General features: G+C 71.9%; 19 protein-coding genes and 1 tRNA gene. 5 read left to right on the forward strand and 15 right to left on the reverse strand.

Annotated elements, in window-relative coordinates; all coding sequences use genetic code 11:
* Positions 1-46: 46 nt before the first annotated feature.
* Entirely contained in the window at positions 47-646 is a 600-nt protein-coding gene (locus NOO62_RS16970; RefSeq protein ID WP_268771725.1) for a TetR/AcrR family transcriptional regulator, read from the reverse strand.
* Between the two features lie 176 nt (positions 647-822).
* On the opposite strand from NOO62_RS16970, the gene NOO62_RS16975 reads away from it, so the two are divergent.
* Positions 823-4,110 carry a S41 family peptidase gene (locus NOO62_RS16975; protein ID WP_268771726.1) on the forward strand — a complete coding sequence of 1,096 codons (3,288 nt, stop codon included), beginning with the start codon at positions 823-825 and terminating at the stop codon, positions 4,108-4,110.
* Between the two features lie 76 nt (positions 4,111-4,186).
* Positions 4,187-4,393: a hypothetical protein gene (locus tag NOO62_RS16980; RefSeq protein ID WP_268771727.1), complete on the forward strand. Its 207-nt coding sequence runs from the start codon at positions 4,187-4,189 to the stop codon at positions 4,391-4,393.
* Between the two features lie 67 nt (positions 4,394-4,460).
* Here NOO62_RS16980 and NOO62_RS16985 read toward each other — a convergent pair whose 3' ends face one another.
* From NOO62_RS16985 to NOO62_RS16995, 3 genes are read right to left on the reverse strand one after another with little or no spacing between them, the layout of a single operon-like run.
* Complete coding sequence (locus tag NOO62_RS16985; RefSeq protein WP_268771728.1) at positions 4,461-5,339, reverse strand: SDR family oxidoreductase; 879 nt, start codon at positions 5,337-5,339, stop codon at positions 4,461-4,463.
* Entirely contained in the window at positions 5,336-6,265 is a 930-nt protein-coding gene (locus NOO62_RS16990; protein WP_268771729.1) for an alpha/beta fold hydrolase, read from the reverse strand. The genes NOO62_RS16985 and NOO62_RS16990 overlap by 4 nt, the downstream gene beginning before the upstream one ends.
* Complete coding sequence (locus NOO62_RS16995) at positions 6,262-7,800, reverse strand: flavin-containing monooxygenase (RefSeq protein WP_268771730.1); 1,539 nt, start codon at positions 7,798-7,800, stop codon at positions 6,262-6,264. The genes NOO62_RS16990 and NOO62_RS16995 overlap by 4 nt, the downstream gene beginning before the upstream one ends.
* Before the next feature lie 224 nt (positions 7,801-8,024).
* On the opposite strand from NOO62_RS16995, the gene NOO62_RS17000 reads away from it, so the two are divergent.
* A complete protein-coding gene (locus NOO62_RS17000) occupies positions 8,025-8,651 on the forward strand; it encodes a MerR family transcriptional regulator (RefSeq protein WP_268775656.1) in 627 nt (208 codons plus the stop codon).
* Between the two features lie 18 nt (positions 8,652-8,669).
* Here the strand turns inward: NOO62_RS17000 and NOO62_RS17005 are convergent, their stop codons facing one another.
* Both NOO62_RS17005 and NOO62_RS17010 read right to left on the reverse strand, forming a co-directional pair.
* Positions 8,670-9,731 (reverse strand): DUF6528 family protein, encoded by a 1,062-nt coding sequence (locus tag NOO62_RS17005; RefSeq protein ID WP_268771731.1) that lies wholly within the window; start codon positions 9,729-9,731, stop codon positions 8,670-8,672.
* Between the two features lie 145 nt (positions 9,732-9,876).
* Positions 9,877-10,668, reverse strand: a complete 792-nt coding sequence (locus tag NOO62_RS17010; protein WP_268771732.1) for an exodeoxyribonuclease III — start codon at positions 10,666-10,668, stop codon at positions 9,877-9,879.
* A 152-nt stretch (positions 10,669-10,820) separates the two neighbouring features.
* Here NOO62_RS17010 and NOO62_RS17015 point away from each other — a divergent pair, with 152 nt between their 5' ends.
* Entirely contained in the window at positions 10,821-11,309 is a 489-nt protein-coding gene (locus tag NOO62_RS17015) for a GNAT family N-acetyltransferase (RefSeq protein WP_268775657.1), read from the forward strand.
* A gap of 19 nt (positions 11,310-11,328) precedes the next feature.
* Here the strand turns inward: NOO62_RS17015 and NOO62_RS17020 are convergent, their stop codons facing one another.
* From NOO62_RS17020 to galU, 9 genes are all read right to left on the reverse strand, one after another.
* A complete protein-coding gene (locus NOO62_RS17020; protein WP_268771733.1) occupies positions 11,329-12,540 on the reverse strand; it encodes a sensor histidine kinase in 1,212 nt (403 codons plus the stop codon).
* Positions 12,541-12,562: 22 nt separating this feature from the next.
* On the reverse strand, positions 12,563-12,916 hold the full coding sequence (locus tag NOO62_RS17025; RefSeq protein WP_268771734.1) for a hypothetical protein: 354 nt from the start codon (positions 12,914-12,916) through the stop codon (positions 12,563-12,565).
* Between the two features lie 200 nt (positions 12,917-13,116).
* Positions 13,117-13,190, reverse strand: a tRNA-Ala gene (locus tag NOO62_RS17030).
* A gap of 86 nt (positions 13,191-13,276) precedes the next feature.
* Positions 13,277-14,530, reverse strand: coding sequence for a gephyrin-like molybdotransferase receptor GlpR (glpR, locus tag NOO62_RS17035; RefSeq protein ID WP_268771735.1), 1,254 nt, complete (start codon positions 14,528-14,530; stop codon positions 13,277-13,279).
* 259 nt (positions 14,531-14,789) lie between these two features.
* Positions 14,790-15,350, reverse strand: a complete 561-nt coding sequence (locus NOO62_RS17040) for a GNAT family N-acetyltransferase (protein WP_414930840.1) — start codon at positions 15,348-15,350, stop codon at positions 14,790-14,792.
* Positions 15,351-15,409: 59 nt separating this feature from the next.
* Positions 15,410-15,952: a molybdenum cofactor biosynthesis protein B gene (locus NOO62_RS17045; protein WP_268771736.1), complete on the reverse strand. Its 543-nt coding sequence runs from the start codon at positions 15,950-15,952 to the stop codon at positions 15,410-15,412.
* Entirely contained in the window at positions 15,949-16,485 is a 537-nt protein-coding gene (gene moaC, locus NOO62_RS17050; protein WP_268771737.1) for a cyclic pyranopterin monophosphate synthase MoaC, read from the reverse strand. Before moaC ends, NOO62_RS17045 begins: the two co-directional genes overlap by 4 nt.
* An 84-nt stretch (positions 16,486-16,569) precedes the next feature.
* The gene (gene glp, locus NOO62_RS17055; protein ID WP_268771738.1) at positions 16,570-17,916 is read right to left on the reverse strand and encodes a gephyrin-like molybdotransferase Glp; all 1,347 of its coding nucleotides are present in this window, start codon (positions 17,914-17,916) and stop codon (positions 16,570-16,572) included.
* A gap of 4 nt (positions 17,917-17,920) precedes the next feature.
* Complete coding sequence (gene galU / locus NOO62_RS17060; protein WP_268771739.1) at positions 17,921-18,832, reverse strand: UTP--glucose-1-phosphate uridylyltransferase GalU; 912 nt, start codon at positions 18,830-18,832, stop codon at positions 17,921-17,923.
* A gap of 93 nt (positions 18,833-18,925) precedes the next feature.
* On the opposite strand from galU, the gene NOO62_RS17065 reads away from it, so the two are divergent.
* The gene (locus NOO62_RS17065) at positions 18,926-19,549 is read left to right on the forward strand and encodes a 5-formyltetrahydrofolate cyclo-ligase (protein ID WP_268771740.1); all 624 of its coding nucleotides are present in this window, start codon (positions 18,926-18,928) and stop codon (positions 19,547-19,549) included.
* The last annotated feature ends 71 nt before the right edge of the window (positions 19,550-19,620 follow it).

Raw genomic sequence — 19,620 nt, forward strand, 5'->3', positions numbered from 1 at the left:
GAGCGGTGCGCGTCAGGAACAGGGGCGTCAGGAACAGGGGGGCGGGTCAGATACCGAGGGCGGGGAGGATCACGGCATCGATGTACGAGGCGAGGAACGCGCGGTCGACCGGGCGGTCCTCGATGAGGTCCCGGGCGGCGAATCCGCCGACCATCATGTGGACGACGTACTCCAGCGCCGGGTTGTCCGCGGCGACCTCGCCGCGCTCCACGGCCCTGCGCAGCAGGTCGTTCAGGCCGGTGAGCTCCGGCTCGATGAGCAGGTTCCGCAGCGCCTGGTGGAGTTCGGGGTTGTCGTGGACGGCATGGAACAGACCCCGCATCAGCGCGGCGTCCCTCTCCATCTGGCAGTCGTCCGAGCGGGACACCATCTCGTACAGGTCGCCGCGCAGCGAGCCGGTGTCGATGTCCGCGAGGGACGCCGGCTTGTTGTGCCGCAGCGCCTTGGCGATCAGCTCCGGCTTGCTCCCCCACTGGCGGTAGAGGGTCGCCTTGCTGGAGCGGGTGCGGGCGGCGACGGCGTCCATGGTGAGGGCGTCGTAACCGACCTCGCGGAGCAGGTCGAGCACGGCCTCGTACAGCTCGGCCTCGCGCTCGGGCGTAATCCTGGTGCGTCGTGTCGTTGCCGCTGTCGCCGTCTCGGCCACGATCTGCACCTCCAGCCCGGTCTCGGAACGAAACGGTTTCGTACGCCACGACTGTACGCTCCCCGCCCAACGAAACGAAACCGTTTCGTACGTGTGCTGCGTCACGCCTGCGCGTACGCCCCCTTTCACCCCCGGCACAAGTTGCCGCCGCCCCCGGAGCGGAAAAGCATGGTGAGGTGACCGACGAGCGCGACGACCTCCAGGACGACCACGCCTACCTGCGTTTTCCGCACCTCAGCGGCGATCGCCTCTGCTTCGCGGCCGAGGACGACCTGTGGATGGCGCCCCTCACCCCCGAGGGCTCACCCGCCGACCGGGCCTGGCGGCTCACCGTCGACCGTACGAAGGTGAGCCACCCCCGCTTCTCGCCGGACGGCCGCCACATCGCGTACACGACCTGGCGCAGCCTCGATCCGGAGATCCACCTCGCCCGGGTGGACGGCGGGCCCGCACGCCGTCTGACGTACTGGGGCAGCACCGACACCCGGGTCTGCGGCTGGTCCCCCGACGGCGACATCCTCGCCGTGTCCTCGCACGGCCAGCCGTTCTCGTACTTCTGCTGGGCCTACAGCGTGCCCACCGACGGTTCCCCCGGCGGCAAACTGCCCTGGGGCCCGGTCTGGGACATCGCGATCACCGACTCCCTCGCCGACGGCGACGGCGACCGCAAGACCCTGCTCCTGACGGGCAAGCCGCCCCACGAACCCGCCGCCTGGAAGCGGTACCGGGGCGGCGCGACCGGCCGCCTGTGGGTGCACGGCGAGCAGATCCTCGCCGACCTCGACGGGCACCTCGACTCCCCCATGTTCGTCGCGGGACGCATCGCGTTCCTCTCCGACCACGAGGGCGTCGGCAACCTCTACTCCTGCCTGCCCGACGGCTCCGACCTGCGCCGCCACACCGACCACGACACGTTCTACGCCCGCCACGCGTCCAGCGACGGCACCCGCGTCGTCTACCAGTGCGCGGGTGACATCTGGCTGGTCGACGGCCTCGCCGCGGACTCCGCGCCCCGCAGGCTCGACGTGCGGCTCGGCGGGCCGCGCGCCGGACGGCGGATCTACCAGGTGCCGGCCGCCCAGCACGTCGACGCGCTCTCCGTGGACACGACCGGCCGGGCCAGCGCCGTCGTCGTCCGCGGCTCCCTCTACTGGCTCACCCACCGCGACGGCCCCGCCCGCACCATCACCGACACCCCCGGCGTGCGCGTGCGACTGCCCGAGATGCTGGGCAAGGGCGGACAGGTCGCCTACGTCACCGACGCCGACGGCGAGGACGCCGTCGAGATCGCCTACCTGCCCCGGGCCAGCGGCGCCCGCGCACCCCGCAGGCTGGCGAGCGGGCAGCTCGGCCGCGTCCAGGAACTGGTGGCCGACCGCGACGGCGAACGTCTCGCCATCGCGTCCAACGACGGCCGCCTGCTCCTCATCGACGTCACGGAGGAATCCGACGGCGAGGTCACCGAGCTGATCCGCTCGATCAACGGACCCGTCCGGGACCTGGCATTCTCGCCCGACGGCTGCTGGCTGACCTGGTCGCACCCCGGCATCGGCCGCTCCCTGCGCCAGATCAAGCTGGCCCGTATCGCGGGCCCCGGCATGCGGGCGATCGCCGACGTCACCAACGGCCGCTTCGAGGACGAGAACCCCGTCTTCACCCGCGACGGCCGCTACCTCGCCTTTCTCTCCTGGCGCGGCTTCGACCCGGTCTACGACGTGCACACCGGCGACCTGTCCTTCCCGCTCGGCTGCCGCCCCTACCTCGTACCGCTGTCGTCGGCGACCCCGTCCCCGTTCGCGCTGCTGCCCGACGGGCGGCCCGCCGCGGGCGGCCTCGACCCGGCCGAGGGCAGCGGGGGCGACGGCACCACCATGGTGGAGATCGAGGGCCTGGAGTCACGGGTCACGCCGTTCCCCGTCGCCGCGTCGAAGTACTCGGCGCTGCACCCCGTCAGCGGCGGCGGCCTGGTCTGGCTGCGCTGGCCGATCTCGGGCGCGCTCGGCGAGACCTTCGTGAACCCCGCCGACATGTCCGGCCGCCCCACCCTTGAGTACTTCAACATCACCAAGGCCAAGAAGTCCCAGCTCGTCGACCACCTCGACTGGTTCGCGCCCAGCGGCGACGGATCGCGCCTCGTGGTCGTCGACGAGGGCGACCTGAGCGCCGTGCCCTCCACCGAGGTCGGCGACGGCGACACGACCGTCTGGATCGACCTGCGCCGCATCCTGCACGAGGTCGACCCGGCCGCCGAGTGGCGCCAGGCCTACGAGGAGGCGGGCCGGATCATCCGCGCCTACTTCTGGGACCCCGAGATGTCCGGCGTCGACTGGGACGGCGTCCTCGCGCAGTACCGTCCGCTGGTCGAACGGGTCGCGTCCCCCGACGAGTTCGCCGACCTGCTCCGCGAGCTCCTCGGCGAACTGGGCACCTCCCACGCGTACGTCTCCCCCGCCCGCCGCAACGAAGGCCCCCCGCACTACCAGCGCGCCATGGGGCTGCTCGGCGCCAACCTCGTGTGCAGGGACGACGGCTGGATGGTCAAGCGGATCCTGCCCGGCGACTCCTCCGACTCCAAGGCGCGCTCGCCGCTGGCCGGCGCGGGCATCCGGGAGGGCGCGGTCCTCACGCACATCGACGGCCGCCCGGTCGACCCGGTGACCGGCCCCTACCCGCTGCTCTCGGCGGCGGGCGGCACCACGGTCGAGCTGACCTTCGAACCCGAGGGCGAGGGGCGGGCCCGCCGGGTCGCGATCGTGCCCCTCATCAACGAACGCCCCCTGCGCTACCAGGACTGGGTCGCCAAACGCCGTGACGTCGTACGGGAGTTGAGCGGCGGCAAGTGCGGCTACCTGCACATCCCCGACATGGGCGGCTCGGGCTGGGCCCAGTTCAACCGGGACCTGCGCCTGGAGGTGTCACGGCCCGCGCTCATCGTCGACGTGCGCGGCAACGCGGGCGGCCACATCAGCGAACTCGTCATCGAGAAACTGACGCGGAAGATCCTCGGCTGGGACCTGACGCGGAACGCCCAGCCGGTGTCGTACACCTCGAACGCGCCCCGGGGGCCCGTCGTGGCGCTCGCCGACGAGGCGACGTCCTCCGACGGCGACATGATCACGGCGGCCTTCAAGCTGCTCGGGCTCGGGCCCGTCGTGGGGCAGCGCACGTGGGGCGGCGTGGTCGGCATGACCGGGCGGCACGCGCTCGGTGACGGCACGGTGATCACGGTGCCGATGAACGCGGGCTGGTTCGACGCGTACGGCTGGGGCGTGGAGAACCACGGCGTCAGCCCCGACCTCGACATCCTGCGCACTCCGCTGGACTGGGCGGAGGGGCGGCACGCACAGCTCGACGACGCGGTGCGGCTCGCCCTCGACCTCCTGGAGCGGAACCCGGCGGCCGCGCCCCCGGACCACTCGGACGTACCGGACCGGCGCCGCCCACCGCTGCCGCCCCGCCCGTGATCGAAATGCGCGAAATGTCCGACCATGTAAATCTGGTCGAGGCCCCATCCCCCTCACCCAGAAACGGGAGAACCGCATGGGCATCAAGGACCAGTTCCAGGACAAGGCTCAGGACCTCGCCAACAAGGCCAAGGACTCCATGGGCGGCGCCAAGGACGAGGCGAGCGAACGCGCCTCGCAGGCCCAGGACGAGGCGAGTGAGCGGTCCTCGCAGGCTCCGGACCAGGCCCGTGAGGCCGCGCAGGAGCAGCAGGACAAGTTCGACCGGGACTACGACGCCTGACGTGTAGCTCGTGCGAGGAGGCCCCCGGGACGCCGGGGGCCTCTGTCGTTCCCGCGTACCCGACGGCTCAACTCACCGCGCGCGCCTGCTCGTCCGCCGAGCCGCCCGCCCCGACGAGTCCCGTCGACACGCTGCCGAGCCGCGGTTCGAACCGCTTCATCTCGCGCTGCCCGACCGCCCCGATGACCGACGGCAGGTAGCCCCGGATGCCCTGCATGCCCCGCAGCCACCACTGCGCGTACACGTGGCTGGAGCGGCGCTCGATGCCCGCCACGATCCGGTCCACGGCGGGACCCAGCGGATACGTCTTGTTGGACGGCCACGGCAGCCGCTGCCGCAACTCCCGCATCACGTCGTCCTGGTCGGCGCCCCGCACCATGTCCGTGTCCGTCCAGGACAGATAGCCGACGCCGACCTTCACGCCCTTGTAGCCGACCTCGGCCCGCAGCGCGTGCGCGTACGCCTCCACGCCCGACTTCGACGCGCAGTACGCCGTCATCATCGGCGCCGGAGTGATCGCGGCGAGCGACGCGATCTGCAGCAGATAGCCACGGCTCTCCATGAGGACGGGCAGGAAGGCCCGGCCCGTCACCGCGCTGCCGATGAGGTTGACCTCGATGACGCGGCGCCACGCGTCCGCGTCGGACTCCACGAACGGGCCGCCGCTGGCCACGCCCGCGTTGGCGACGACGATGTCGACCTTGCCGAAGTGCTGCTTGACCTCCTGCGCGACCCGCGCCATCGCCACATGGTCGGTGACGTCGGCGTGCCAGTGCGCGGACTCGGTGTGCAGCCGCTCCGACACCTGCTTCAGCTCGTCCGGCTCCAGGCCCACGAGGGCGACCTTCGCGCCGCGCGCCGACAGCTTGCGCGCGAGCAGTTCACCGACTCCGCGCGCCGCACCCGTGACGACCGCGACCTGTCCTTCGAGGCTGACCCTGCTCATGCGCCCTCCTTGACCTGTACGTACGTTCCGACGAGCTCCCGAATCCGTTCCGTGACGGCCTCGGGCGCCTCGATGGGTGTCATGTGTCCGATCCCGGCGAGTTCGGTGAGCCCCAGGCACTCGGGCAGGGCGGCGGCGATGCGCCGCGCGTGCACGACGGGCGTGAGGCGGTCGGACGTCCCGGCGATCACGGCCGTGGGCGTCTTCAACGCGCCGACCTCCACGTCCAGTTGCAGCGCGTCGAGCACGCTCGACCAGCCGTGACGCACGTCCCGGGGGCAGGCGTGCACGATGCGCGCGCAGGCCTCGACCTTCTCGGGCGCGGCGCCGGGGCCCATCGTCGCGTACTTGAGGACGCGCCTGGCCACGGGTGTGACGGGCCCGAGCGGTGCGCGCGAGCCGAGTACGGACCGCGTGATCCGGGTCCGCGCCCGCCCGGCCCGCAGCAGCGGCACGACCAGCGCCTCCGCGACCAGCGCGGAACTCCCCGTGCTGCACAGCAGGACGGCGGCGGCGTGCTCCCGCACCGCGGCGCGGCCGCCCGCGGCCATGATCGTCATGCCGCCCATGGAGTGCCCCACGAGCACGGCCTTCTCGCCCGGCGCGAGCGTCTCCGCGAGCACCGCTTCGAGGTCGTCGGCGAGCGCCCGCGTGCTGTATCCGTCGGCGGCCGCGGGGGCCACGCTCCGCCCGTGCCCCCGCTGGTCGTACGCGATGACGCGGTGGTCGGTGCGGAGGTCGCGTATCTGCGCCGCCCAGAAGGCCGTCGAGCAGGTCCAGCCGTGCGCGAGCACCACGGCGGGCGCTCCTTCGGGGCCGTGCACCTCGACGTGGATGCGGGCGCCGTCGGCGGAGACGGCGGTGGTTTCGCGGGCGGCGACGGGCGGGGCGTAGGGGCCGCTCGTCACGTGGGTCAGTCGGCTCATGCCCCGGCCTCGGCCTTCTTCTTACGGGAGTCCTCATGGGAGGCGGGCGCCGAGGCCCGCGCCTTCGGGGGCCGCACCACCTCGTACTCGGAGAGGTCGACCCGCCGCGTCGCCGCCCTGAACTCGGTGGTCGTACCCGGCCAGACCGTCGTGTTGACGCCGTTCTCGTCGAGGTACCAGCTGTTGCAGCCGCCGGTGTTCCACACGGTCCGCTTCATCCGCTCCTGCACCCGCCGGTTCCAGGCGCTCACGGAGTCGGACCGGGCGGCGAGGGCTGCGCGGCCTCCGAGTACGTCGAGCTGACGCAGGTAGTCGGCCATGTAGTTCAGCTGCGACTCGATCATCAGGATCATGGAGGAGTTGCCGAGCCCGGTGTTCGGGCCGATGATCGTCATCCAGTTGGGGAACCCGGCCGCGGTCGCGCCGCGCAGCGCGTTCATGCCGCCCTTCCAGCTCTCCATGAGCGTCTGGCCCTCGTCGCCCACCACGCGCTCGGCGATCGGCATGTCCGTGACGTGGAACCCGGTGCCGAAGATGATCGCGTCGACCTCGGTCTCCGTGCCGTCCGCGGCGACGACGGTGTTGCCGCGCACCTCGCTCAGGCCGCTGGCGACGACGTCGACGTTGGGCCGCGCGAGCGCCGGGTAGTACGCGTTGGAGAGCAGGATGCGCTTGCAGCCGATGCGGTACGTCGGGGTCAGCTTGGCCCGCAGCGCCGGGTCCTTGATGGCCCGGTACATGTTCCGCTTGGCGATCTGCTCGACCATGCCGAGCTCGTTGGGCCGCTTGGTGAACGCCTGGACCTGCAACTCCCTGATGCCCCACAGGAGGCCGCGCCTGGCCTGCGTGGTGAAGGGCAGCTGCTTGTGGAGCCAGCGCTCGACGCCGGTGATGGCGCGGTCGGCGCGCGGCATCACCCACGGGGGCGTGCGCTGGAAGAGGGTGAGCTTGCCGACCTTCTTCTGTATCTCGGGCACGATCTGGATGGCGGAGGCGCCGGTGCCGATCATCGCGACGCGCTTGCCGCTGAGGTCGTAGTCGTGGTCCCAGCGGGCCGAGTGGAAGACCTTGCCGGGGAAGGTGTCGATGCCGGGGATGTCCGGGGTCTTGGGGTCGGAGAGCGGCCCGGTGGCGGAGACGACGACGTCGGCGCTGTAGGTGCCGTTGCTGGTCTCGATCACCCAGTGCAGCTGGTCGGCGTCCCAGGTCATCAGCTTCACCTCGGTGTTGAGGCGCAGATGCGGGCGGAGCCGGAAGGTGTCGGCGACGTGTTCCAGGTACTCGTGGATGTGCTCCTGGCCGGAGAAGGTGCGGGGCCAGTCCGGGTTGGGCGCGAAGGAGAACGAGTACAGGTGCGAGGGGACGTCGCAGGCGCAGCCCGGGTAGCTGTTGTCGCGCCAGGTGCCGCCCACCGCGCCGGCGCGCTCCAGGACGACGAAGTCGGTGATGCCCTCGCGGCGCAGCCGCACGGCGGCACCGAGGCCGCCGAAGCCGGATCCGATCACCGCCACCCGTACGTGCTCGTGCTCTGTCATTCCGCCGCCTCCCGGAAGTACCTGAACCCTGCCAGTGTCTACTGGCGCAATTGGGAGAGTAAGCCAGTCGCGTACTCATGGGTAGGGGTTCGGCGGGGGAAAGTTACCGGCGGTATCGCCGCCGGGGGGGTCCTGCGGGGTCGGGCTAGGCTTCCCACGTGGCAGACGACGAACGAGAAGGCGGACGCGAGAACGCGCCGCCCGGCGGCGTACGCGAGTTCCGCATGGAGGCGCTGGCCGAGGAGGCCGGCATCACCGTGCGCACCGTGCGCTTCTACCGCGAGCGCGGACTGATCCCGCCACCCCGCCGCGAGGGCCGCATCGCCTGGTACGACGAGCACCACCTGGCCAGACTCCGCACGATCGCCGCCCTCCTGGAGCGCGGCCACACCCTGAACGGCATCGCCGAGCTCGCCGACGCCTTCGACAAGGGGCGCGACGTGGGCGAACTCCTCGGCCTCGGCGAGCCGACCGAGGAGCAGCCGGTCCGCCTCACGCCCGAGGAGCTGGCCGACCACTTCGCGGGCGAGGTCACCCCCGAGAACCTCGTCGCCGCCCTGGACCTCGGCTACCTCGGCACGGACGGCGACGAGCTCGTCCACATCAGCCGCCGCCTGCTCGACGCCTCATCCACGCTGGTGCGCAAGGGGGTTCCCCTGGCCGCGGTCCTGGAGGCGGGCCAGCGCGTCCGGGAACACGCCGACGCGCTCGCGGAGTTGTTCATCGCCGTCATGCGCACGCACACGCCCGAGACGGCCGACGTGGACATCGACCAGTTGCGCCCGCTCGCCAAGAGCGTGGTGGAGGCGGAGCTGTCGATGGCGCTGGACCGCCGCCTCAAGGAATCCTGACGCCCACGGACCGCGCCCTCAGACGGGCAGCCACCAACGCGCTTTGTAGATCCCGCCGTTGACCAGCTTGTACGCGTTCTCCGGCCGATGCACGCTCACCGTCGTGGTCCACCAGGTCTCTTCGAGCCCGCCCTCCGGGACGGTCGTCAGGACCTGCCCGGTGCGCGGATCGTCGCCGACGGCCTTCACGGACTTACGGGAGATCTCCGCGGCCCCGGCGAAGTCCCGCACGAAGACGCGGCTCTTCGTCTCGTACTGGAAGACGGCGGCGCTGGTCGTCACCCACAGCCGACCCGGCCGCCCCGGCCGCTCGCGGACCGGGAAGAGATCGTGCCCGCCGGGCGTCTTCCCCGGCGTCCCGACGGGCAGACCGATCGCCGAGGTCCGCCGCAGCGCGGGCCTGGCGGCCGTCCCGCCCACCTCGTACGTCACCAACTCATCGTCACCCAGCGCCCAGAGCACGCCCAGCGCCCCGTCCCAGTGCAGCCCGTGCGCCCCCTTGAGCTCCGCCTCCGCGTACCGCGTGGCCCGCGGCCCCTGCGACGCCGCGTACAGCCGCACCCGCGCACCCGTGCTGCACGCGACGGCCACGTTGCCGTCGGGCAGGATCTCGGCGCTGTGCGGGTTGAACAGGTCGTCGCCGGGCCCGATCGCCGTGCCCCAGTACCGCCTGCCGGTCGGGTGCTCGACGACGGCCACGAACCCGAACGACGCCGTCGTCAGGACGTACGCGCGCCGCCGGTGCAGCCGCACCTTCGCCTCGCACGGGTAGACCCAGCTCACGTCCGGCAGCAGGTCCTTGTAGCGCACATCGCCGACCGGCGAGAACTCCCAGCGCACGACGGAGGGGTCGGCGGCCGGGTCCCAGACGCGGCGCCGCGGGTCGAGCACGAGGAGGCGCCTGGAGGCCTGCTCGGTCAGCAGAACGGGCGGCGTACCGACGGGAATCCCGTGGTCACCGCCCGTTGCATGCGCGCGGGTGGCGGGCAGCGCCGCCGCGACACCGGCACCGGCCGCGCCGATCACGACGGCACGTCTGGAAGGCCTCGCGGGCCTCGAAGGCCCGGGCACGGTCGACATGAAATCCCCCTGACGACTCGACAGTTGGTCATGTACGCGACGCATGTACGCGACCGAAATCTGCCATGCCGCCCGGCCCCGGGACAGCCTTCTACCGGACTTTGTGCCCGTGTCCCGCCGTCAGCCACCCACCTGGGGCAGTCCTCTACAGGTCGTAGACCACCGTCACGGGCGCGTGGTCGCTCCACCGCTCGCCGTGGCTCGCGGCACGTTCCACGTACGCCTTCAGCGCGCGCTCGGCGAGCCCCGCCGTCGCGACCTGGTAGTCGATGCGCCAGCCCGTGTCGTTGTCGAAGGCGCGCCCCCGGTAGGACCACCACGAGTAGGGGCCCTCGACGTTCGGGTGCTGCGCCCGCACGACGTCCTCGTACTCCGCGAAGACCTCGTCCATCCAGGCCCGCTCCTCCGGCAGGAACCCGGAGTTCTTCTTGTTGCCCTTCCAGTTCTTGAGGTCGGCCTCCTGGTGGGCGATGTTCCAGTCGCCGCAGACGACGACGTGGCGCCCGTCGGCGGCGGCCCGCACCTTGAGCTCCTTCAGATAGGCGAGGAACTCGCCCATGAAGCGGATCTTCTCGTCCTGCCGCTCGGTGCCGACCTCACCGGAGGGCAGATACAGGCTGGCCACGGTGACACCGGGCAGGTCGGCCTCGACGTACCGGCCACTGCCGTCGAACTCCTGCGACCCGAAGCCGACCCGCACCCGGTCCGGCTCACGGCGCGTGTACAGCGAGACACCGGCACGTCCCTTGGCGGCAGCGGGCGCGTGCACGACGTGCCAGCCCTCGGGGGCCCGCACCTCATCGGGCAGCTGGTGTTCCTCGGCCCGCACCTCCTGGAGGCACACCACATCGGCCGAGGTATCGGCGAGCCACTCGACGAACCCCTTCTTGGCGGCGGCACGCAGCCCGTTCACATTCACGCTGGTCACAGTGAGCATCCCGGCACGATACCGGCCCTTACCGGCACACTGGTCCGGCACCACCGTCACCACACCCAGCACTGGACTCGCATAGAAGTACGATGGAGCGCATGACTATTCAGACGGACCCCACCGCCGCCAACACCGCCGCCACCGACGCCGCCCCCCGCATACAACTGCGCACCGTCACGTTCGCGCACCCCGACGCGGTCCGGCTCAACGACCTCGTCCAGCTCGAATACGCGGAGCGCTACGGCGACGAGGGGGACCTCACACCCCTCGACCCGACCATGTTCGAGCCGCCACGCGGCCGCTACTTCATCGCGTACGACGAACACGGCACCGCACTGGCGACGGGCGGCTGGCGTGGCATGGACGGGACCACCGGGCACGACGAGAACTACCGGGACGGCGACGCCGAGCTGAAGCGGATGTTCGTCACCGCGGAGGCCCGCGGCCTGGGCCTCGCCCGCCAGATACTCGCGGCCCTGGAAGCCGACGCGAAGGCGGCGGGCCGGGTCCGCATGGTGCTGGAGACGGGCACGAAGCAGCCCGAGGCGATAGCCCTCTACACCTCCAGCGGCTACACCCCCGCCGCGGAGAAGTTCGGTCTCTACCGCTTCGACGACCTGAGCCGCTGCTACGAAAAGCTCCTGTAACCCGCCCTGCCCCGGACCCCTATCTCCTGACGGCCGCCCGCAGGTCGAGCACCGCCTCGGCCCCGCCCCCCGCCGGATTGCCGAACCGCAGCCCGGCCCCCAGGACCTGCGCCTGCCCCTGCGCGATCGTCAGCCCGAGGCCGAGGCCCACGCCCTTCTCCCCGCACCCGCTCCGGAACCGCTGCGGCCCGCCGGACAGCAGGGACTCCGGAAAGCCGCCCCCGGAGTCCCGTACCCGCACCACCCCGCCGTCGACCTCGACCGCCACCGGCGCCGACCCGTGCCGCAGCGCGTTGCTGACGAGGTTGGCGACGATCCGCTCCACGCGCCGCGGATCCGTCACCACGCGCACGTCCCGCACGACGGAGACGGTCACGCCGTCCGCACCCGCGGCCCCGGCGGCAGCCGACCTGCGCACCAGCGCTCCCAACTCACACTCCTCGGCCGCGGCCTGCTCCCCCGCCCCGTCGAGCCGCGCCACCTCGATGACGTCGTCGACGAGCTCCCGCAGCCGCCCCGCCGACTCCTGCACCAGCTCGGAAGGCCGCCCCGGCGGCAGCAGCCCGGCCGCCGTCACCATGCCGGCGACCGGGGTGCGCAGTTCGTGCGCGATGTTCGCCGTCACCTCGCGCTCGGCCTGCAACCGGGCGGCGAGCGCGTCGGCCATGGTGTTCACGGCGGCCGCGAGCCGGGTGATCTCGTCCTTGCCGCGCAGCGGAAGCCGCGCCGTGAGATCACCTTCCGCGATGCGCTGCGCGGCCCCGGCCTTGGTCCTGAGCCGCCGCCCGAGCCGGGTGGCGACGAGCAGCCCCGCCACACAGGCGAGCGCCGTCCCGAAACCGCCCGAGATCCACAGCACCCGGTCCAGATCCCGTACGGTCTCCGCCTCCCTGTCGTAGGGCCGCTTCAGCGCGACGACCTCCTTGCCGTACTTGCTGGCCGCCCAGAGCTGCGGAACGCGCCCGTTGCGGTCCAGATAGACGCCCCACTGCCCGTTCTCCACGGCACCGGCGAGCGGCCCCGGCAGGTCGGCGGGGTCGATGAGGGTGCGGTCCCCGTCGACCCCGGCCGCATGGTCCTGCACGGCGGTCTGGAGCCGGTCCCCGATCTGGCTGCGCGCACCCGCGTACTGCGCCTCGACGGTGCGATGGTGGACGAGCAGCCCCATCACGACGGACACCAGCGCGGCGGTGCCCGCGATGGCGAGACCGATCTTGGTACGAAGTCCCATGCCGTTCCCGTTCCCCGCGCCCTCAGACGTCCGGGATCGACAGCCGGATCCCCTGGAACTGCACGTTCACCGCCGCCGCGGGCAAGGCCTCCGGCTTCTTCGGCTTCACGGTCGCCCGCCGGTAGTACGCCATGCGCTCCTGCTGCTCGAGTCCGCTGAGCGTCAGCGTCGCGTCGTAGGGATCGTCGGAGCACTTGGGGCTGCACCAGGGCCCGCCGAGCTTCCCGGTGGCCCGCGCGGTCGGCCCGCCCCAGTCCCGCCAGCTCAACTGCGAGACCGCGACGTTCTCGGTGAGCTGCGCCGACGTCGGCTGCTGCAGAGCGACCCCGGCCGCATCGGCGATGTAGACGGGCCCCGCCACCCGCGAGGGCTGCAACGCGGGCCCCTCCACACTCAGCCCCCGAGGCTCAGCGGCACACCCGCCCACTCCCAGCACGACAGCCAATGCGGCAGAAACCCTCAGAGGGGACAACATGCGTCAAATGTAACCAGCGAGACGCTCATCACACGCGGATTGCGTCGGCAACGCAAAGATCCCGCCCAGTTCGATGAACTGGACGGGATCTTCATGTGCAGTGGACCTGTGGGGATTTGAACCCCAGACCCCCTCGATGCGAACGAGGTGCGCTACCAGACTGCGCCACAGGCCCTTGCAACGAGTGAAACTCTAGCATCCCGATCGGGGTGCTTGGAAATCCGTTCCTGGCTGGTCAGCCCAGGGGGACGGCACGGTCCCTCACTCGTTCGCCGCGCGCGGCCGGCCGCCGTCCTCGTACTGGTCGAAGAGCGGCGTGCGGCCGCGCTCGCGAGCCCGTCGCGCGGACGCCGCGCGACGCTTGTCGCTGCGACCGCCGGTGGCGTCGGAGCCATCGGCCCCGTCGATGTCGCCCGGCCCGGCGGAGGGCCGCTCCCGCTCGGCCCGTGCGTCCCGTGCGTCCCGTTCGGCCGCGGGGTCGGCCGTCGGCTCCGCCGTGCTGGAGCGCGCCGCGCTCCACGCGTCGGGCGCGCCCAGGTCGACGCTGCCGGTGGCGCGCGGGGCGACCGGTGCGGTCACGTACGTCGGCAGCGGGACCGGGACCGGGTCCCAGCTGTCGCCGCGGCCGGGGCCGCGCTGCCGCTCGCGCTGCTGGTCGACCCACTCGGCGTGGTCGGTCTGCTCGACGAGGGCGCGGCGGTCCGCGGCGAGTGCCGACAGTCCGGTCTCCGTCTCGTGCGCCGGACCGTCCTCCGTCGTCTCGTCGGCCTGCGGCTCCGCGGGCCTGCGCCGCGGTTGCCGCTCGCGCAGCCGCTGCGCCGCGACCTCGGCCCTGCGCCGGTCCATCGTGTAGGTGAAGCGGCGCCGTTCCTGGCCGCGCAGGTAGACGATGTACGCGCTCAGGAGCACGGCGGGCACGGCGGGCACCCACAGGAGGGCGAGCCCGCCGACCGCGGCGACGATCGCGCCGATCGTGAAGGCGAGGAAGAGAAGGACCGTCGTACGGCGGCGCCGGGCGAGCACCTTGATGCGCCGGGCGCGCGCGGCGGCCTCGGCCGACGCGGCACGCTGCGCGGGGGTCTCGCGGGCCGACGCGTTGGTCGAGGGCCCCGCTGCGGGTTCACGCCCGCGCTCCCGCTTCCGCTTTTGTACGGGTTCCCGCTTCCGCACGGGTTCCCTCTCGCGTACGGGTTCGCGTTCCTGCTCCCGTTCCTGCTCCCGTTCCCGTTCGGGCTCGCGCTCGGTCGGGGGCGCGACGAAGGACCGGACGTCCACCGAGCCGGTGATGCCGTCCGGGTCGTCGCGCGACTCCCCTTCCTCGGGCGAGCGCGCTTGCAGGTCCTTGGCGTATCGGCGCTCCATCCCCGCACGTCCGGACAGCAGCCGGATGGCGGTGCTGAAGCGTTCCGTCGGACGGGCTTCGTTCAGCTCGTCCTGCCTACGGAGCCACATCGGCACCAAGTAGGCGGCCCAGGCCCCGACGATGACTGCGTAGATGAGGCCGCTGCTGCTCACGCTCACACGGTAGAGGGGTTTGTGTGAGGCCATCTGCCAATTGCGCCGGTGTGTCGCACGATCTGGCTGATATCTCGAACTTTTTTTGTGACTGGTGCGATCAACCGGCCGCCGAGAGCGGGAAATAAATGCCTGAGACAAGTCTCATACGCGCCTCAGACGGTCACTCGGCGCGTAATTTCGAACACTTATTTCATTTACGGGGGTCGAGAACCGGCCTGGGTCGCGCGCAGGTCCGGACCAGGGCGGGACCGGTCCGCTACGCCGTGTTCCGAGGTCGCGCCTGGTGCCAGCGGCGCAACAAACCTTCCGGAACCTCTTCGGTCGTGAGCGCGAAGACGAGATGATCGCGCCACGCTCCGTCAATGTGCAGATACCGCGGGCGAAGTCCCTCCTCGCGGAATCCGAGTTTCTCCACGACCCGTCGGCTCGGTGTGTTCTCGGGGCGAATACAGACCTCGATACGGTGCAGCCCGACCGAACGGAAGCAGTGGTCGACGGCGAGCGCGACGGCGGTCGGCATAACGCCGCGGCCCGCGACGGACCGGTCCACCCAGTAGCCGACGTGGCCCGAGCACATCGAGCCCCAGGTGATCCCGGCGACCGTCAGCTGCCCGACGAGGCGGCCCTGGTACTCGATGACGAAGGGCAGCATCCGGCCCGCGTGGGCCTCCGCGCGCAGATGACGGACCATCTGCCGGTAGGTGGGGCGGTGCACGATCGGACCGCTCGGGGTGGGCGGCGGAATCGTCGCCTCCCAGGGGCGCAGCCAGTCCCGGTTGCGCCGGTTGACCTCGCGCCAGGCCCGCTGGTCACGCATCTTTATGGGACGGAGGGCGATGTCGCCGTCCGTCAGCTCGACGGGCCAGGAGGAGCCGTTCAGCTCGCACCCCCCGGCGGAACGGGGTGGTCACCGCCGCGCAGCTGGTCGACGGCGTGCCGCAGCAGCGGCTCAAGGACGGCGAGACCGTCGCGCACGCCGCCGGTGGAGCCCGGCAGGTTCACGATGAGCGTCCGGCCCGCGACGCCCGCGACTCCGCGCGACAGCACGGCCGTGGGGACCTTCTCCCTGCCGTACGCCCGGATCGCCTCCCCGATGCCCGGCACCTCGTGGTCGATGACGCGGCGGGTGGCCTCGGGGGTGCGGTCGGTGGGCGAGATGCCGGTGCCGCCGGTGGTGAGGATGACGTCGTAGCCGGCCTCGGCGCCTGCGCGCAGGGCCCGTTCGACGGGGTCGCCGTCGGGGACGACCTGCGGCCCGTCGACGGCGAAGCCGAGCGCGGTCAGGCCCTCGGCGAGGATCGGGCCGCCCTTGTCGGCGTAGACCCCGGCGGCGGCGCGGTTCGAGGCGGTCACGACGAGCGCGCTGTACGGCGCGGGCAGCGCGCCGCCGGCCGACGTGTCGAGGTCCTGGCTGCTCATGCCCGCTCCCCTGACGGCTCGTTGCCGCGCTGCCAGTGCCCGGACTTGCCGCCCGTCTTCTCCTCGACCCGTACGTCCGTGATGACGGCGCCCTTGTCGACGGCCTTGACCATGTCGACGACGGTGAGGGCGGCGACGCTCACCGCGGTGAGGGCCTCCATCTCCACGCCCGTACGGTCGGTCGTCTTCACGGTGGCGAGGATCTCCACGGCGTCGTCCGCCACGGAGAGGTCGAGCTTCACTCCGGAGACGGCCAGCGGGTGGCAGAGGGGGATCAGGTCCGGGGTGCGCTTGGCCCCCATGATCCCCGCGATCCGCGCGGTCGCCAGGGCGTCTCCCTTGGGCACGCCCTCGCCGCGCAGCAGCTCGATCACGCGCGGCGAGACCAGGACGCGGCCGCTGGCGCGTGCGGTGCGCGCCGTGACGTCCTTGGCGGACACGTCGACCATGCGGGCGGCGCCCGCCTCGTCGATGTGGGTCAGTCGCTGCTGCTCAGGGGCTCCGGGGGTGTTCCCCCGGGAAATCGCGGTCATGTGCTTGGCGCTCCCGGTCCGGGCCCCGCGCGGTGCGGCGCGCGGGCCTGTTGTGCGCGACACGGTACCGCGCGGGCGGCCCTCTCAGCCGAGCAGGACCACTTCGACCTCCGCGGCGGGCTCCACGGAAGTGGTGTCCTCAGGGATGACGATCAGCGCGTTCGCGTGCGCGAGGGCGGCGATCAGATGTGATCCCGACCCGCCGACGGGCGTCACGCGGCCCGCCTCGGCGTCGTACCGCCCGCGCAGGAACTGGCGGCGTCCCTCGGGAGAGGACAGCGCCTTGTCCGAGAGGAGCTCCGCGCGCGTGGTGGTCCTGTGCACCTCGGGCAGGCCCATGAGGGTGCGGATCGCGGGGCGCACGAAGAGCTCGAAGGAGACGTACGAGGAGACCGGGTTGCCCGGCAGCGCGAGCAGCGGTGTGTGGTCGGGGCCGATGGAGCCGAACCCCTGGGGCTTGCCGGGCTGCATGGCGATCTTGCGGAACTCGACGCCGCTGCCCGCCCCGATGCCGTCCTCGTCGTCGGGGTCGCCGATGGCGGAGAGTGCCTCCTTCACGACGTCGTACGCCCCTACGCTCACGCCGCCCGTGGTGACGATGAGGTCGGCGCGGATCAGCTGGTCCTCGATGGTGGAGCGCAGTGTCTCGGCGTCGTCGGCGACGGCGCCCACGCGGTAGGCGATGGCTCCGGCGTCGCGGGCCGCGGCGGTGAGGGCGAAGCTGTTGGAGTCGTAGATCTGGCCGTCCGCCAACTGTTCTCCCGGGGGGATCAGTTCGCTGCCGGTGGACATGACGACCACGCGCGGACGGGGGCGCACCTTGACCGTACCGCGGCCGATCGCGGCGAGCAGGGCGATCTGCGGCGGGCCGAGGACGGCGCCCGCGGCCAGGGCGCGGTCGCCCGCCTGGACGTCGCTGCCGCGGGCCCTGACGTGCGCGCGGGCCTCGGCGGGGCGGTGCACGCGGACCTCGCCGGACGCGCCCTCAGGGGCGGCGCTGTGGGCGCGCATGCCGGAGACGGGGCCCTCGCCCAGGCCTCCGTCGGTCCACTCCACGGGGACGACGGCCTCGGCGCCGGGCGGCAGCGGGGCGCCGGTCATGATGCGGGCGGCCCGGCCGGGGCCGACGGTGGGCTGCGAGCCCGCGCCCGCGGCCACGTCGCCGACGACCGTGAGGACGGCGGGGAACTCCTCGCTCGCGCCCGCGACATCGGCGACCCGCACCGCGTACCCGTCCATGGAGCTGTTGTCGAAGGGCGGCAGCGAAACGGGCACCGTCACGTCCTCGACCAGGACGCAGCCCTGCGCGTCGAGGAGTTGGAGCTCGATGGGTTCGAGCGGGCGGACGGCTTCGAGGATGTCGTCCAGATGCTCTTCCACCGACCAGAACGAGTCCTGGCCGGCGGTCGGTGTCGTCGTGCTGCTGCTCAAAGTGCTACATCTCCTCGGTGACGTAACTGCGAAGCCAGGACTGGAAGTCCGGTCCCAGATCTTCACGTTCGCACGCGAGTCTGACAATGGCACGCAGATAGTCGCCGCGGTCGCCGGTGTCATAGCGGCGGCCCTTGAAGACCACGCCGTGCACCGGGCCGCCGACCTTCTCGTCCGCCGCGAGCTGCTGGAGGGCGTCGGTGAGCTGGATCTCGCCGCCGCGGCCCGGCTCGGTCTCGCGCAGTACGTCGAAGACGGCGGGGTCGAGTACGTAGCGCCCGATGATCGCGTAGTTCGACGGGGCGTCGGCGACGTCGGGCTTCTCGACCAGGTCGGTGACCTTGACGACGTCGCCGTCCTCGGTGGCGTCGACGGCGGCGCAGCCGTAGAGGTGGATCTGCTCGGGGGCGACCTCCATGAGGGCGACGACGCTGCCGCCGTGCCTCTCCTGGATCTCGACCATGCGGGCGAGGAGCGGGTCGCGCGGGTCGATCAGGTCGTCGCCGAGGAGCACGGCGAACGGCTCGTTGCCGACGTGCGGAGCGGCGCACAGGACGGCGTGACCGAGCCCCCTGGGGTCGCCCTGGCGGACGTAGTGCATCGTCGCGAGGTCGCTGGACTCCTGGACCTTGGCGAGGCGCGCCTCGTCGCCCTTCTTCAGGAGGGCCGATTCCAGTTCGTAGTTGCGGTCGAAATGGTCCTCCAGCGGGCGCTTGTTGCGTCCCGTGATCATGAGGACGTCGTCGAGACCCGCGGACACGGCCTCCTCGACCACGTACTGGATCGCCGGCTTGTCGACGACCGGCAGCATCTCCTTGGGAGTGGCCTTGGTGGCCGGCAGGAAGCGCGTGCCGAGACCTGCGGCGGGGATGACCGCCTTGGTGATCCGCGCGTGGGGGGGGTGAGACTCAGTCATGCCGCCACCATATCCGGTGCGTATGTGCGGAATCTGTGGGTCCGCATTATTCGTCGGCATATGCGCCGACCAGGAAGGAATTGCGAGATCACCATGAACGGAACCAGCGGTACCGAGACCGGAGGACAGCCAACCAAGCGCACGTTGCGGCGAGACTTCCTCGCGGTGAGAAGCGGGTTGACGGAGGATGACGCACGGAAGGCGGCCGCGGTTCTCGCCGAGCGCGCACTCGGCCTGCCGGAGCTCGCCGACGCGCGGACGGTCGCCGCGTACGTGTCCATGGGCGGCGAGCCCGGCACCGGTCCGCTGCTCGACGCCCTCCACGCGCGCGGGACCCGCGTCCTGCTTCCGGTGCTGCTCCCGGACAACGACCTGGACTGGGGCGCGTACGGCGGGGCCGGCTCCCTGACCCGCGTACAACACCCCGGGAAGATCGACCTCTTGGAGCCGTCCGGGCCGCGGCTCGGGCCGGACGCCGTCCTGGAGGCGGACGCCGTGCTGCTGCCGGGGCTCGCCGTGGACGCGCGCGGGATGCGGCTCGGGCGGGGCGGCGGATCGTACGACCGCGTCCTCACCCGGCTGGAGCGCGCGGCCGCGGATCCCGCGCTCGTGGTGCTCCTGTACGACTCCGAAGTCGTCGCCCACCTCCCCGACGAGGAGCACGACCGGCCGGTGCACGCCGTCGTGTCGCCGTCGGGGGCGCGCCGGTTCCGCTGAGGTGCCGGTATGCCGAAAGGGCCCTCCACGCGTGCGTGGAGGGCCCTTTCAGGATGTGCCGTGCGTGACCG

Origin of the sequence: Streptomyces sp. Je 1-369 (genome assembly GCF_026810505.1) — a bacterium.
Taxonomy (GTDB): Bacteria; Actinomycetota; Actinomycetes; order Streptomycetales; family Streptomycetaceae; genus Streptomyces.

Bases quoted from the DNA above. Each gene is read 5' to 3' on its own strand.
- NOO62_RS16985 (WP_268771728.1), bottom strand. From the start codon at position 5,339: ATGAGCAGGGTCAGCCTCGAAGGACAGGTCGCGGTCGTCACGGGTGCG.
- NOO62_RS17040 (WP_414930840.1), bottom strand. From the start codon at position 15,350: ATGCGTGACCAGCGGGCCTGGCGCGAGGTCAACCGGCGCAACCGGGAC.
- NOO62_RS17010 (WP_268771732.1), bottom strand. From the start codon at position 10,668: ATGCTCACTGTGACCAGCGTGAATGTGAACGGGCTGCGTGCCGCCGCC.
- NOO62_RS17020 (WP_268771733.1), bottom strand. From the start codon at position 12,540: ATGGGACTTCGTACCAAGATCGGTCTCGCCATCGCGGGCACCGCCGCG.
- NOO62_RS16980 (WP_268771727.1), top strand. From the start codon at position 4,187: ATGGGCATCAAGGACCAGTTCCAGGACAAGGCTCAGGACCTCGCCAAC.
- NOO62_RS17065 (WP_268771740.1), top strand. From the start codon at position 18,926: ATGAACGGAACCAGCGGTACCGAGACCGGAGGACAGCCAACCAAGCGC.
- NOO62_RS17005 (WP_268771731.1), bottom strand. From the start codon at position 9,731: ATGTCGACCGTGCCCGGGCCTTCGAGGCCCGCGAGGCCTTCCAGACGT.
- moaC (WP_268771737.1), bottom strand. From the start codon at position 16,485: ATGACCGCGATTTCCCGGGGGAACACCCCCGGAGCCCCTGAGCAGCAG.
- NOO62_RS17045 (WP_268771736.1), bottom strand. From the start codon at position 15,952: ATGAGCAGCCAGGACCTCGACACGTCGGCCGGCGGCGCGCTGCCCGCG.
- galU (WP_268771739.1), bottom strand. From the start codon at position 18,832: ATGACTGAGTCTCACCCCCCCCACGCGCGGATCACCAAGGCGGTCATC.
- NOO62_RS17000 (WP_268775656.1), top strand. From the start codon at position 8,025: ATGGAGGCGCTGGCCGAGGAGGCCGGCATCACCGTGCGCACCGTGCGC.
- NOO62_RS16990 (WP_268771729.1), bottom strand. From the start codon at position 6,265: ATGAGCCGACTGACCCACGTGACGAGCGGCCCCTACGCCCCGCCCGTC.
- NOO62_RS16995 (WP_268771730.1), bottom strand. From the start codon at position 7,800: ATGACAGAGCACGAGCACGTACGGGTGGCGGTGATCGGATCCGGCTTC.